Below are 13,230 nucleotides of genomic sequence, written 5' to 3' on the forward strand. Positions count from 1 at the left end.
CGCGCCGATCATCGGGCACGCCCACAGCACGGCCGACGGCCGGAAGCTCATTCGGCACTATGCGCACGAGGCTCTCGCCCTCGCGGATCAGGAGACGGCAGCCGAGTCGTGCCCGGCGTGCCAGTGCAACGCCCGTCTGCATGCCTCAGGCCTCTGGTCTCCGCCCAGCTTGCGCAGCCTGCTGTGCCCTCACCCCAAGCGAAGGAAGAGTCGTCATGTCGTTCGTACTGATCCACGGCGCTACTTGCACCGCCGGTATCTGGGGCCGTCTGATCCCACTGCTCTACGGCGACGTACTGGCCGTTGACCTGCCCGGCCGCGGAACACGAGCCGACACCGACCTGCGTGGCTTGACACTGGAAGGCTGCGCCAAGGCGGTCGCCGAGGACATCGTCCAGCGTGACCTCACCGACGTCACGCTGGTCGCCCATTCCTTCAGCGGTGTCGTCGCGCCACGGGTAATGGCCCTGCTACCGGAACGCATCCAACAAGTGGTCCTGCTCGCCGCAGTGGTGCCACCAGATAGGACACCGGTGGCAGAACACATGGACGCCAGGCTGAAAGAGTCACTGGAGAGACGAGCCATCAACGGCGTCTACACGTTCGGCATCGAGGCGGCAGGGACCCGGCTGTGTACCGATGGCGATGATGACGAGGTCCAGTACGTCCTGGATCATCTCGTGGAAGATGCAAAGGGGCTGCTGACTGAAAGCGTCGACTTGTCGGGGTACCAGCTTCGTATTCCCCGTGCCTACATACAGCTGGCACATGACTGGTCCTACGCGCCGCGACTGCAGGCCGAGTCGGCACAACGCACCAGAGCCAACTGCGTCACCCTCAATGCTGGCCATATGGCGATGGTCACGATCCCGCATCAGATGAAGAGGATGCGGTTCCCAGTGCGTGACGACGAACCGGTTGCCGTCGGACAGGTCGGGTTCGACCGTCACGTTCTCTCTTCTGCGTTGGTGTGGTCAGTGGGCTGGTAGGCGTGGTTGCGGCTGTCCTGGTCGAGGGGGCAGCGGCGGCAGAAGCCGGGCGGCCCGTACCACGCCTTGTGCACATCGCCGGGGTGTCCGCAGGTGCCGCAGGGGGTGGTGCAGGTGTGCGGGGTGCAGCCGTCGCGAACGTCTGTCTGGGCGCGGCCACCGCAGGTTCCGCAACGGATTGCACGGCTTCTCACGGTCACTTCTCCTGTTCGGTGGGCGGGGGCCCGAGGCGGAGGAATGGCCGGGCAAGCCCGTCGTCGACGGTCTGGGCGGCGTGGGCGGCAACGACATCGGCCACATTCAGCTCCGGGCCGGGGTTCGGCCCCTGGTAGTTGCCGCCGCAGGAGCAGTGCTGCCCCTCGTAGATGTAGCAGTGCTTGAAGTGCGGGCCGCCCGGGAGGCGGTTGCCGTTCGCGATGGTCTGGTGAGTCAGGAAGTTCACGGCCGCGGCTCCTCATCGCAGGCTTCGGCTCCGCAGCGACGGCACTCGTTGCCCTCGCCGACCGGCGGATAGTCGTGCTCGAGGTACGGCTGGCCGCCGGCGTCGACGCACTCGTCTTCCAGCGGGAAGTAGTCGTGCTTCTCTCCGCCCACGGGCGGCATGTAGTCGGAGTACGGCTGGTTCACGGTTTCTCCTCTGGTTGGTGATGCGGCGGACCCACCCGCGGTCACGGGCGCGGGTGGGGCGGCTCACTTCTCCTTCGATCCGCTGCTGGTAGCCCGGCGGTCGGTGGGCTCGATACCCGCCTCACGGAGCGCGGAGTACAAGGTGGTGCGGGACAAGCTGGTGATCTGGCCGATGCGGCGAACGTTCGGCAGGCTCTCTGGCATTCCGGGTAGCAAGAGAAGAACCCCGGCCTGATACCGGAGCACCAGGTCGGGGTCATTGTAGAGATTTGGCGTCAGTGAGTCTTTTGGGGCAGTCGCAGCCCGTCCATGCCCAGAGCATCCAAGTGGAAGCTGACTTCCATGGCGCCCAGCCCGTCGACGACCTGCTGGGCCGCTTCGCCGAGCTCGCGCACGGCGTCGCGGTTGTTCTTCCCGAGGATCTGCTCTACGCCATGGGACTGCGTGATCTGCAGGTTTAGACGCACGCGGCCGTCCGCTTCGCAGACCGCGGCGAACACATCCAGCTCCAGCTCGTCGGCGTACCCGCCGATGCAGTTGTTGAGCATCGCACCCCAGCGGGAGAGCGTCTTGGCATCACGGGCGACGACGAGGCTCAGACCGGGGGCTGCTTCCCGACCATCCAGGAGTGCGGCCGTCTGCAGTGCCCATTGGTGGCGCTGGGCCTGTTTCGCGATCCGCTCGAGGCGGCGGGCCTCCTCGCGTTCGTAGCGCTCACGATCGCGGGCCGCCATCAGCTCGCGCCGACGGTCCTCGATCAGACCCAACGCCTGCACGCGGAACGCCTCGTCCTTCCAGAGGCCCCAGTCAGCAATCTGGGCCGTGCCCTCGGGAAGCAGCCGGATCTCGCGGTTGTAGTGCTCCATCTCGCGAAGGGCATAGCTCTCCTCCTGCATGACACGCTGGGCCGTGCGGCCCCGGGGGTCGTGCCAGCGCTCGATTGCGGGCAGGTCCCGGACGAGGTGCTCGAGGTCACGGGAGCCGCGGACCCGGCGCTGCCCGCGGGCAGCGATGATCTCCGGAAGGAGGTCGAGGTCACGGGTGACGGCCAAACGGTGAGCCGTGCAGTTGGCTGCATCGGCCAGCGTGCGCCGCGCCTGGTGGACGGGCTCCTTGAGGATCCGTCGCAGCACCGGCTGCGGAGTCCGGCGCAGGATCGAGCGGATGCCTCGCCGCTGCAGGGATGTGAGCGACCGCTCGTACATCAGGCTGCGGCCGCTGGCTGTTTTCGTGGTGCGCATTGCGTCGATGAGCCAGTCCACGGGCACCAGCCCTCGGAACATGGCGAACCAGCTCAGGGTGCTGATGTCCAGACGCTGCACCTCGCGGGCCAGCGGCCGACGGTAGGCGCGCACGCCGAAGAGGTTTTTCGCGACCTGCGCATGGTCGTGGGCATCGAGATAGGGCAGGTAGGCGGAGGCCGGACGATCCTGCTGGTCGTCCTTGAGTAGCGGGAAGCGGTCGTTCCAGTTCGGCAGCTCGCCGATGTGTTCGCGGATCGCGGCGATCGCCTGGTCCACGGCGTTGTCGACTCCCTCGGGCTCCGGTCCTTCGAGCCGGCGGGCCTGCGGCATGCTGTGCATCCACCGCTGCAGTGTCCCGGACAGCCCGCGGATCCAGGACTCGACCACGGTCTCGGAGAAGACATGGCGGGTGGTGGATTTGCCGGTGCGGCGGTCGATCTCGCGCAGGACGACGAGGTCCTTCTTCGTGCGGGCCATCGACGTGAGCTTCTCGGAGATCCAGTAGTGGAATGCCTTGCCCGAGGCGCGCATGCGGTGCACGCGCCTGTAGAGCGAGACGGCGACGGACGTCCGGCCGTCAGGTAGAGCCCGCGCCAGGATCCTCAGGCTGATGCCGGAGATCGCGCCTTCGACTGCGGCAACACCCTGCTCGGCAAGGGCGTCGTCGACATACTTGATGTAGAGCAGGGCGTGTTCGGTGCGCTCGGGCATGGCGGTCTCCCCCGGGAAGATGTGATGGATTCGGCAGTGAGACCCCCGGCGCTGCCTTGCAGCGCACTGCCCGCGTCTCATCCGGTTCCCTCTCCCTCAACTCGCCCCCTGTCAGGCCATTCGGGATCGCCTGTCTCGATTCGAGGCCATGTCATTCGAAAGACTTCTCGACAAGGAATGCACAGCCCGACTGACTCGGAGTGAGAAGCCGGGGCTGAGCGTGCGAAAAAGGAAGACCCCGCCGACGGTCCCTGCGGGGGTCTTGGCTGCGCTGTTCGCCAGGCACCGGTCGATGCATGTGGCCCCCGAGCCGTCCTGAAGTCCGGTGGCCTGGTCGTACCAGAAGCCACTACCCAGTCGGACCAAGGTCTTTCCCTCCCGACCTCCACAACCGGGGATGCCGGGGACATCGCGTCGGTCGAGGACGGTGGCCGTGCAGATGGACTCTCCGGTGTTCTCGTCGAGGCTCTTGACGACGACCTTGTCGCCGGCCTGAAGGTTCGCAAGATCATTCGTGGCTGATGGTGCTGGTGCTCATGGCGCTGTGCTTCTTTTGGATCGAATCTGGACTGCGGTTTCAGGTCTGAGTCACGCTCATGAGTGCCTTCCTCGCGCGGCGCTTCTCGGCAAGAGCCCGAAGGGTACGCAGGAGGATCCACCAGCACACGCCGCTGAAGGCGATGCTGATGATGACCGGCGTGTACTGACCGGTAGTGACGCAGAAGACCGCCGCCGGTGCGAGGACGATCACGTTCGTCGCGATCACGAGGGTGAGGAGCACCCGGCTGATCGTCTTGGCGGCGCGGTCGCGCCACGTCGGACCCGCGGTGCTGGTGGTGGCGTTCATGCGCTGGGTCCTTCCTCGATGATGTAGATCTTCTCGGCGACGTAGGCGTCGCCCTGCTCCTCGGCTGCGCTGTAGACCGGGAGGTAGACGGTCACGCAGCCCGGTCAGCGGCCTCATCCGGGGAAGGGGCTGGGAGGGCGTCACGGTGCACCCCGTATGCCATCCGGATGGGCACCCCTTGGGCCTCCAGACGGGAGCGCAACTCAGCCACCTCCCAGCCCTCCCCCTGGTCGTGCTCCTGGAGGTGGGCGAGGAGCCGCCGGACAGCGTTGAGGTCGGCAGCCGCGGCCTTCGCGAGATCAGGCAGAAGCGCGTGAACGCTCTGAAGGACCAGGGCAAACGCACCCACCCCGGGTGCGGCTCACGCACATTCGGGTCAGCCGGCCGCATCTTGCTGCTGGTTGCGTCGTAGCCGTTCCAGCAGCCGTTCGATTTGCCGACGCTGCAAGCGCATGGCAGGCGTCTCGGGCCTGGCAGTGACGCCGCGCAGTTCCTCAACCTCGACGGCGAGCCGATCCCTGTCGGCCCGCAACTGGTCGACGAGCGGCCCCAGCGCCCGCATCACAGCGCCGCGGGTGTCCTCGAGCACGCCGATGCCCGGTGCCGGGAGGAGACAGCTCTCGAGGGCAGACTCGACCGCGACCAAGAAGTCCTCATCTGTGGGCAGGCCGTCGCTGGTCGCCACGTCTTCGGGCCACCCCGGCTGCCGCATGTACGCGTTGGCCGCCTGTGGGCCCTCGAACGCGGCGAGCAGGTGCGCGGCGGCCCCGGCGGGCTGGGCGGGGGTTCCGCCAGTGCCGCATTCGCACCTGTGGGCGCGGCGCTCACAGTCCTCGCAGACCTGGTGCGGGCAGCAGCCGCAGGGCAGGAACCGGTTCGGCGGCAGGGTGCAGCGGTGCGTGGCCTCTGCGGCGGCCGCGGCCTCGGCCTCCTCGCCCTTGCGGAGGAGCGCCTTCACGCATGCCTGGCACGACACGTCGGTGCCGGGGTCTTCGAGGCTGCTCACCGTGTCCAGCGGGAAGTACATGCCGCAGGCGCCGGCGTCGCCGATGCCGTCGTCGAGCTGCCTGGTGGCGTGCACGGTGCGGCCGCGGTTCGTCTTCTTCCGGCTCGGGTAACCGTCGGGGTCGGCCTGGCGCTCGAGCTCGGCCAGGGCCTGGCGCACTGCCTGGGCGTCCTCGTCGCTGCGGATCCCAACGGCGCGCAGCGACTGGCACGGCCACGGGTCGCGGCCGCCGATCGTGTGCTCGCTGCTCCAGCACTCCGGCCGGTGTCCGCCGCACAGCTTCGGCGCGGCGCAGCAGCCGTGCCGGGGGTTCGCGGTCTTCGGGTGCAGGGCGAGCATCGCGCCCTGGAGGCGGAGCGCGCCCACCGCGGCGGCGGCCCGGACCGCGTCCTCGTGGGCGTCGAGGAGCGCATTCGCCTCCTCGTGGAACATGGGCCCGCCGGCCTCGGGGGCGACGAGTTGGTTGAAGATCGGCCGCCGGGTCCCGTTCACGGTCGGATCCGGGGCCTGCCCGCCCAGCTCGTCGGCCTGGTCGTCCAGCCGCAGGGCGGAGATGAGGATGGCGCCGTGGGTCTTGGAGTCGGCCGTGGCCGGCAGGTTCAGTTCCGTGCGGCGCAGGAACTTCGCGGCCCGGCGCAAGGCGGGGATGTCCTTCGGGGTGAATTCGACGGTGCCCATCGGTGTCCTTACTTTGTAGGTGGGTTGATTCCGGCCACTCGTAGGATCGGGAGACCCAGGAATGCCGGGTGTGGCACACCGGCGGCCTCGTCGGTCTGCTGGCGGCGGAGCCGATGCCGACGACTGGCTCGTGCGTGAGGTTCACTGCGACCTGGTCGTACATCAGGGCGCTGTTGAGCCGAACGGAATGCGTGAGCCACGTTCGTCGGGGTGTTCAACTCGGTATGCCCGGGAGGTCGAGCGCCCGCCACTGCTCGCCGTTCCAGAACTGCCAGGTGGCGGTGCCGGGGTACTGATCGTCCAACTCGCTGGCGATCTGGACCAGGAACGGTGAAGCAGCGTCAGCGCACAGGCCGAGCCACAGTGGCGGGATGGCCAGGCGAACAAGGACGCCGTTGGAGCCGTGGATGTCGATGTCGCGGAGGACTCCTATGCCCGGGTTGGCGGCGACGGTCTGGGCCAAGCTGTGCGCGGCGAAGAGATCCTCGATCACCTCTTCGCCGCGCAGGGACTTGCCGTCCAGTTGGCATGCGCCAGTGAACTCGGTCATGGCGTGTCGGGCGTCGCGGCTATCGGGGAACTCGTTCTCGGTGATCCCCAGGCAGTGCTTTCCTTCGTTGACAGTTGCGTTGAAGGCGATGTGGCGGCGTGTCTTCAGGTGCTGAACGCCGGGCGGGTTCAGCGGGTCTCGGCGGTGAGGTCGGCCACGCGCCGCTGGTAGGCCCCCCAGACGCCTGCGGTGTCCAGGCTGGGGCCGGTGGTGTAGTCGGTGGGAGAGGACGCGTGCGCCCACGTGCCGTGTGCGGTGACGACTTCCCGGTATTCGGTGCGGCTGGCCGGGTGGGATGCGATGGTGACCCACTGCGCGCCGGTCAGGGACGGATAGGCCGTCAGGTGGGCGGCGACGGCCGATGCCATGGCGTCGGCGGCGGCGGCCGGGTCGGTGATGTCGGCGGGCGTCTCGGTGAAGTCGCAGTGCACATGGCGGGTGTTGAAATCGTCGGTGATCACAGCACTGATGCCGAACAGTCCGGCCAGTGGCACGTCGTAGCCGGACACGGCGGGGCCGTTGGTGTGGGAGTGCGCGTCGATCCACACGTCCGGCTGGCCCTGGGCGGTGGTCACCAGGGAGGCGCCGGGCAGGGAGCGCCAGGGCTTGACCACACGGAAGGTGACGCCGTGCGCAGTCAGCGCGGCTTTGAGGATCCTGCCGGTGCGCTCGGCGGCGGTGGGGGCGGTCTTGCTCAGGTCGTGGGGCCAGGAAGTCATGGTGTCCCTCTCACATCGATGGGGTGTGGGTTGGGGCTGAGTGCGTGCAGCCCGGCCCGGCCGGGCAACCGGCCTACCGGACGCGGGTGGATCAGAAGAGCGGTGCGTCCTGGTCCGTGCGGAGGGGGGCACACCGGGCACGCGGGGGCCGTGCCTCTGGGGTGGGGGCGGCCCGACCGGCCGCAGCCCTCCGCCGTGGCCTCCGTGCGCGCGGTCTCGGCCGTCTCCTGCGCCTGGGTGGTCTCCGCCTCGACCGGCGCGGCCTACGTCTGCCCGAGGGTGCCGCCCGCGCCGTTGCGGTACTCCGCCAGGGCGTCCTCGGGTGCCGTTGTCGGCGGAGCGGGTGGCGCGCGCAGGAGTTGTTGGCGGGTCCGGATGTGATGGTGGACTCGGTGGCGGCGGAGATTGGGACGTCGCTGACGGTCCTGTACGAGCAGGTGCCGGAGGTTCGGGCTCGTCCGAGGTCAAGGTCCGAGGTCAAGGAGCCGGGGACGGGGGTAGATCAGGTGCCGGGGAGCCGCCGGCGTGTCAGTAGACCCGGGCTCCCCACACGTCGGGGGTGTCGCCGCAGCAGGACGGGCACATACACCGGCACGAGTTCTCTCGCCCGGTGCACTTCCCGTCGACCCGCGTCCCGTCCCCCTCAAGGTCGTGGGCCAGGATGCCGGGGCAGTACGGGCCCGGCTCGGGGCAGTCGGCGACGGCCATCTGATGAGTGTCGCACCACGTCGCCATCGCGGCCGCCAACTGCACTTCGCCCTTCGCGCCGTCGTAGAGCTGCGCGTCACGCCGCCACAGGCAGACGACCTCCACGCTGGGCAGCGGACACGACGGCGCCTCGCTGTACCCGCCAGGCTCGGTGTACCAGGTGCGCCCGTCAGGAGCCTTCCAGTCGACCCACTGCCGCCGTTCGTACCGCGACTGTGCGTTGAACCAAAACTCGACTCTCACATCGCATGCAGCGCACCGCCAGATCCGAACGACGGCGTCCTGGCGGACCGCGACCATCTGGTGGTCTCCCAGCATGTCGGTCCAGCGGCCGGCCTGGTCCCGTTCTGCGGCGAGCTGGGCGTCTGACGCGGTCATGGCTGATCTCCTAGGTGCGGGGAGCGGGTCTTGGCCGACAGGGACTCCCACGTCCATGGAGTGTGCGTCGTGTGGCGCCGCTCTCTGCCGCAGGGCTTGCAGTGGGAGGGGCGTATCCGCTGCGGAACGAACGTATGCAGCGGCAGCAGCCACTGTCCTTCGGCTTGTAGGTGGTCGCCTCGGTGCTGGCCGCAGCGAACGCAGATCCAGTAGCCGTCCGAGCCGTCCGGTTGGACCGGGCCCTCGCGGAACCAGTGATCGGTGATCAGCGAGCGGTCGAGGAAGGCGTTCATGTGGGTCTCCTAGATGCCGGCGAGCGGGGTCTTGCCGACGGGGCTCGAGAGTCTGGGCACGGTTAGGAGTGGGCGCCCTGGTTTACGCGGTGGCCGTCGTCGTGGCCAGGTTCGCGCACACGAACCGTTCGGCGTCCGCCGCCCGCTCGCGGCAAGAGGCGCAGAATTCGCAGGGGTTCGGCATTTCGCCGCCGGTCTCGACAGCTGTCGATGCGCCGGCGTGCCACAGGGTGTGGCCGATCGGGTCGACCTGCTGCCACACCGTGTTGAGCCGGGACACGTCGTCCCATCGGCCGTCACCGCAGCGCGTCAGCCAGGTTCCGGGCGGCCGTGATGCTCGTTGGGCAGGGTGGTCATAGGGTTGCCCTCGTCTCTCTGTCTCGATGGGAGATGGCGGGCCGGTTGCCCCAGGTGTACAGCAGGGTGTTCTGTGCTCATCCCTCGTTCCTCCCTTCCTTGATCGTGGTGCAGGTGCACCGGCCCCATCGGCTGGGGCATTTGCCTCCGTCCAGCACGGTCCACGTCTTGTCCCCGCACCGCCAGCAATTCGGCAGCCCGCGCGCCGTACGGCACGGGCCGCAGAACGTTCGAACCTGGTTCAAGGCCGCACACCCGGCGCAGTCTGTGGGCGGTTCGGCTATCCGCGTATAAGCCAGCCGCGTCGTCATTCCTCGTTCCTCTCTTCCTTGATCTCCGGCCGCCGGAACGGAATGATCCGGGCCGGCGGCCGTTCACGAGCCGGGATGGCCGGTGGGGCGGCTGCCCGCTTCTGCTCGGCCTGCTCCCGGAGGACGTCGAGCTTCCGCCGCCCGCATGCCTGGCAGTCCAGTACACCGGCGAGCATTCTGAACCGGGAGTCTGCGGTGAAGAGCCACGCGGGGTCAGATGAGAACCCTGGCCGCCAGTAGGAACCACAGATGCAGCGGTGGCCCCTTCGGACGGGTCCGCGGAACGGGGCGGGGTTGCTCATTCCTCGTTCCTCGCTTACTTGACTGGCAGTTGCAGCGGCGGCCGGACGCAGTGAGCCCAGTCCTTCGGCGCGCACCGCCTGCCCGGGTCGGTGCCCTGGGGCTTCGCCTCCCGGCCGCACCGGTCGCAGATGTACAGCCACGACCCGTCCTCGTTGCGGTACGCGTGGCGACCGGCGTCCTTGTTCACGCGTAGGTGCTGGGCGACTTCGAACGTGGCACCGGACGCACGGCACTCCAGCCGTCGCGCGCTTGCCAGAGCCCGGTCGTTGCCCTTGTGCCGGTACAGCTTTCCCGTAACCGTGAATGAGGCGTAATTGCGGCACAGGGGGCAGGTGCCGCCGCCGCTCGCCCTGCCCACAGCTCAGCCCTCGGGGACGAGGTGCCGGGCCGGGACGGCCGCGCTGTCGGTCAGAGTGTGCAGGCCGGGCTGGCGGTCGTCGTCCATGTCCCGGAGCATCTCGCAGCCGGGGCACTCGCAACGGCCGTTGCCTCGGGGACCCTTGTACCCCTGCTCGGCGTGCAGTCGGCGTGCCTGCGCGGTGACCACGTCCCGCAGCCGCTGAATCTCGGCAGACTGACCGTCGACCAGCTTCACGCCCTTGTCGGTCCGGGCGACCTCGTCCAGCACCTTGTGGGTGACCACACCGTCCAGTTGCCACTGGACCCGCTGCGCAGCGTTCTTGAGTTCCTCCACGACTTTCGGCCCGGAGCGCTCGGATAGCTGCGAGATGCGATAGATCAAGCCGGTGAGGGGCACGGCGGACCGTCGGACGATAGCCTCCAGGTACATACCGCCCCGGGCCTCCACCGACTCCTTGACCTGACGGCCGGCCGCCGCGTAGACCGAGCGGTCATGCTTCACCTGGTCCTGAAGCAGCATGCTGTAGGCGTTGTGGTGACGTTGCGCCTCAGCGTGCGCCTGCTCCACCTCGCGGTTCAGCAGCTCCGCGTCGGACAGGCCGGACACGTCCTCGCCGGCGCGTTCGTAGTCCTCACGCAGCGAGGCCACGCGGTCGGCTGTGTCCTTGCGTGCCCACCCGGGCACGGGGCCGTTACCCCTGCCGAGGACCCGGGTCACCAATTCGTCGTCGCTCAGGCGGGTGACGTCCTGCCCCAGCTCGATGAGCGCACCGCGCAGGGCCTCGATCTTTTCGGAGACGATCGTCATGATGCTTTCCTCAATTCCTTGGTTCGGTGGCTTGCTGGTCCGCCCACTCGTGCGAGTCGTGGTAGTCGTCAGTGACCGCACGGTCGGTTGTTCGGCTCGTACTCGCGCCGCGCCTCCTCGCCTTCGGGGCCGACCAGGTCTTCGCGAAGCCTGGCTGCGCGCTCCGGGCCCAACTCCAGCCAGTACGGCTCACCGTTCGGGCCGGAGAGCAGGACCGTGGTCGTGTCGTCGTCGCCCCACAGGACGTCGTTCAGACCTCAGCGGAGCGGTGTGGGGTTATCGGCGGCTGCAGGGTTTTCTGTACGGCGCTCCAGCTCGGCGCGAAGGCGGCGGACCTCGGCGACGAGTGGCTGCGTCGCGGCGTGCATGGCGGCGAAGTACGCGCCGAGCCGGTCGTCCCACAGATCGGCGAGCAGGTTGCCGTGTGAGCCGCGAAGCTCCGCATGGGAGTCGTCGACGGTCCACGGTCCGGCGGGGATGTTTTTCACAAAGGTCTCCAGCTCGTCGAGCTGCTGGTCGGTGAGCGGGCTGGTCATGGTTCCTCCAGTGGATGCGGGCCAGGCCGGTGTGTCCGTGGCTGTAACCGAGGGTCAGACGGCGGGCAGGGCGGTCACTCGCTCCAGCCGATGAGGCGGAACTCGACGCCCTCGTCCACCATCTCGCGCTTGGAGGAGCACACTTCGGACGCCCAGACGAGGCGGAGGATCGCGTCTCCGTGCGACGACGGGCTGGTCTGGTACTCGCCCCAGATCTGGCCGTAGCTGTCGAGAAGGATCGCGTCGTGCTTGTCGGTGGGACGGCTCGGCGAGCGGGGCGATGCAGGCCGCCTTGCCACGCGCCGTGCACGGGTCCTCATGCCCTGAAGACCAGACCGGATCAGCTCCGCTGATCAGGCAGAAAAAGAGAGACCCCCGCCCGGCGAGCATCATGCTCAGCCGACGGGGGCTCCGCGGAATTCACCTGCCGCCGCCCAGAGACGAGCCCAGTCGGCTACAGCTGGATGCCGCAGTCCGGCACGAGGATCGTGATCCGGTCCTGGCACAGCTGCGCAGGATCTGATTGCGCTTCATGGCCAGGGCGTCGGCGATGTCCTGCTGAGCACCGTGGTACCGCCTTTGCAGGCGGTCGATCTCGCGCCAGAACTCGGTCTCGATGCGCTCGTGCTCGTCGTCGCGGCGCTTGCTGGCCGGGGCGACCAGGTCGCGCAGCTGGGTGCGGGCCTGCTCGTCGGGGCGCGGTGTCATGCGTGGCTCCAACTGGGATTTGAGGGACGATGGGGCTGCCCCCTGCTCCACCTGGAGCGGGTTGGGAGGCCCGGGGTGGCCGGTGAGGTTGGTCGCCGGAGGCGGCCACCCCAGGGCGAAGTCACCGGCTGCGGTGGCGACCGGAGACGGTGCTGACGCGCTCGTGCAGGTTGCTCGTGCCGCGAGTGCTGACGTTGCCGGAGACCGTGTGGGCGTCGATCGAGCCGGTGGCGGCCGAGGTCGCGGTGACGTGGACGTCGCCGCTGACGGTGTTGGCGCGGAACTCGGAGCCGTTGTAGGTGCCGATCTCGATGTCGCCGGAGACGGAGGTGACGTCCACGCGGGCCTCGACCCGGTCCACCCCGAAGTCGCCGCTGGTGGTGTCGCCGCGCAGGGTGTTCACGCCGTCGGCCTGGACGTCGCCGGAGACCGAGTGGATGTCCAGGACCTGGAGGCCGCCGCGGACGGTCAGGTCGGCGCTGGTGGTGTTCAGCCGGAGCGAGGACTGGTCGCTGGGCAGCTTCATATCGACGGTGATGGTGCCCATCCCGCCGCCGCTGACGACGGTGCCCTGCTCGGTCATGACGCGGCCGTTCTCGACGATCTTGCGGCCGCCGATGATGACGTCGTCGTCGCTGATGGTCATGCCGGTCACGGAGCCGGAGACGACACCGAAGTTCTGACCGATCACCGTGTTGCCGCCGGAGAAGCGGAAGGTGGAGTTGCCCATCGTCATCACGTTGCCCTGGACCTCGGGGACGCGGATGGTGAGGCAGTCCAGGCCCTGGTAGCGGCTCTCCTTCTTGGTCGTGTTGCGCACCGCATCGGCGAGCGGTCCGTCGTCGTCGCCCGTGCTCACCGTGATGACCGCGTGCTTGAGGGAGCGGTCGACGGTGACGTTGACGGTGCCGACGTGGCTGATGATGTCGGTCCAGATGGCGCCAGCGGCGGTGGCGGTGAAGGTCTGGGAGGTGCTCAAGATGAACTCCTTGATCAGAGAGTGCGGGAGCGGGTGGCCCATGCCTGGATCGCTTCCGGGAGGAGGGCTCTGCCCTCCCAGGCGAGGTGGCAGGATTGGCAGTGGTAGACGACCTTCT

General features: G+C 68.5%; 16 protein-coding genes. 1 reads left to right on the forward strand and 15 read right to left on the reverse strand.

Translation table 11 applies throughout. The features are described from left to right. Positions 1-215: 215 nt before the first annotated feature. A complete protein-coding gene (locus JK364_RS24035; RefSeq protein WP_201853236.1) occupies positions 216-989 on the forward strand; it encodes an alpha/beta fold hydrolase in 774 nt (257 codons plus the stop codon). A 196-nt stretch (positions 990-1,185) separates the two neighbouring features. Here JK364_RS24035 and JK364_RS24040 read toward each other — a convergent pair whose 3' ends face one another. From JK364_RS24040 to JK364_RS24110, 15 genes are all read right to left on the reverse strand, one after another. Next, complete coding sequence (locus JK364_RS24040) at positions 1,186-1,431, reverse strand: hypothetical protein (RefSeq protein WP_201853237.1); 246 nt, start codon at positions 1,429-1,431, stop codon at positions 1,186-1,188. Continuing rightward, positions 1,428-1,616: a hypothetical protein gene (locus JK364_RS24045; protein ID WP_201853238.1), complete on the reverse strand. Its 189-nt coding sequence runs from the start codon at positions 1,614-1,616 to the stop codon at positions 1,428-1,430. Before JK364_RS24045 ends, JK364_RS24040 begins: the two co-directional genes overlap by 4 nt. 275 nt (positions 1,617-1,891) lie before the next feature. Beyond that, the gene (locus tag JK364_RS24050; RefSeq protein WP_201853239.1) at positions 1,892-3,571 is read right to left on the reverse strand and encodes a PcfJ domain-containing protein; all 1,680 of its coding nucleotides are present in this window, start codon (positions 3,569-3,571) and stop codon (positions 1,892-1,894) included. A 577-nt stretch (positions 3,572-4,148) separates the two neighbouring features. Continuing rightward, positions 4,149-4,418 (reverse strand): hypothetical protein, encoded by a 270-nt coding sequence (locus tag JK364_RS24055; RefSeq protein WP_201853240.1) that lies wholly within the window; start codon positions 4,416-4,418, stop codon positions 4,149-4,151. A gap of 376 nt (positions 4,419-4,794) precedes the next feature. Next, positions 4,795-6,102 (reverse strand): hypothetical protein, encoded by a 1,308-nt coding sequence (locus JK364_RS24060; RefSeq protein ID WP_201853241.1) that lies wholly within the window; start codon positions 6,100-6,102, stop codon positions 4,795-4,797. 214 nt (positions 6,103-6,316) lie between these two features. Continuing rightward, positions 6,317-6,652, reverse strand: a complete 336-nt coding sequence (locus JK364_RS24065) for a hypothetical protein (protein WP_201853242.1) — start codon at positions 6,650-6,652, stop codon at positions 6,317-6,319. A 128-nt stretch (positions 6,653-6,780) separates the two neighbouring features. Further along, a complete protein-coding gene (locus tag JK364_RS24070) occupies positions 6,781-7,371 on the reverse strand; it encodes a hypothetical protein (RefSeq protein WP_201853243.1) in 591 nt (196 codons plus the stop codon). A gap of 528 nt (positions 7,372-7,899) precedes the next feature. Next, positions 7,900-8,457, reverse strand: a complete 558-nt coding sequence (locus JK364_RS24075) for a hypothetical protein (protein WP_201853244.1) — start codon at positions 8,455-8,457, stop codon at positions 7,900-7,902. Next, on the reverse strand, positions 8,454-8,750 hold the full coding sequence (locus JK364_RS24080; RefSeq protein WP_201853245.1) for a hypothetical protein: 297 nt from the start codon (positions 8,748-8,750) through the stop codon (positions 8,454-8,456). Before JK364_RS24080 ends, JK364_RS24075 begins: the two co-directional genes overlap by 4 nt. An 82-nt stretch (positions 8,751-8,832) precedes the next feature. Then, entirely contained in the window at positions 8,833-9,030 is a 198-nt protein-coding gene (locus tag JK364_RS24085) for a hypothetical protein (protein ID WP_201853246.1), read from the reverse strand. 1,052 nt (positions 9,031-10,082) lie between these two features. Continuing rightward, a complete protein-coding gene (locus tag JK364_RS24090; RefSeq protein ID WP_201853247.1) occupies positions 10,083-10,889 on the reverse strand; it encodes a hypothetical protein in 807 nt (268 codons plus the stop codon). A gap of 257 nt (positions 10,890-11,146) precedes the next feature. Further along, positions 11,147-11,425: a hypothetical protein gene (locus tag JK364_RS24095; protein WP_201853248.1), complete on the reverse strand. Its 279-nt coding sequence runs from the start codon at positions 11,423-11,425 to the stop codon at positions 11,147-11,149. Between the two features lie 74 nt (positions 11,426-11,499). Next, positions 11,500-11,724 (reverse strand): hypothetical protein, encoded by a 225-nt coding sequence (locus JK364_RS24100; RefSeq protein ID WP_201853249.1) that lies wholly within the window; start codon positions 11,722-11,724, stop codon positions 11,500-11,502. Positions 11,725-11,845: 121 nt separating this feature from the next. Further along, on the reverse strand, positions 11,846-12,133 hold the full coding sequence (locus JK364_RS24105) for a hypothetical protein (RefSeq protein WP_201853250.1): 288 nt from the start codon (positions 12,131-12,133) through the stop codon (positions 11,846-11,848). Between the two features lie 121 nt (positions 12,134-12,254). Continuing rightward, on the reverse strand, positions 12,255-13,112 hold the full coding sequence (locus tag JK364_RS24110; RefSeq protein WP_201853251.1) for a DUF4097 family beta strand repeat-containing protein: 858 nt from the start codon (positions 13,110-13,112) through the stop codon (positions 12,255-12,257). Positions 13,113-13,230 lie beyond the last annotated feature (118 nt).

This window comes from Streptomyces endocoffeicus, from assembly GCF_016741935.1.
In the GTDB taxonomy this organism is placed as follows: Bacteria; Actinomycetota; Actinomycetes; order Streptomycetales; family Streptomycetaceae; genus Streptomyces; species Streptomyces endocoffeicus.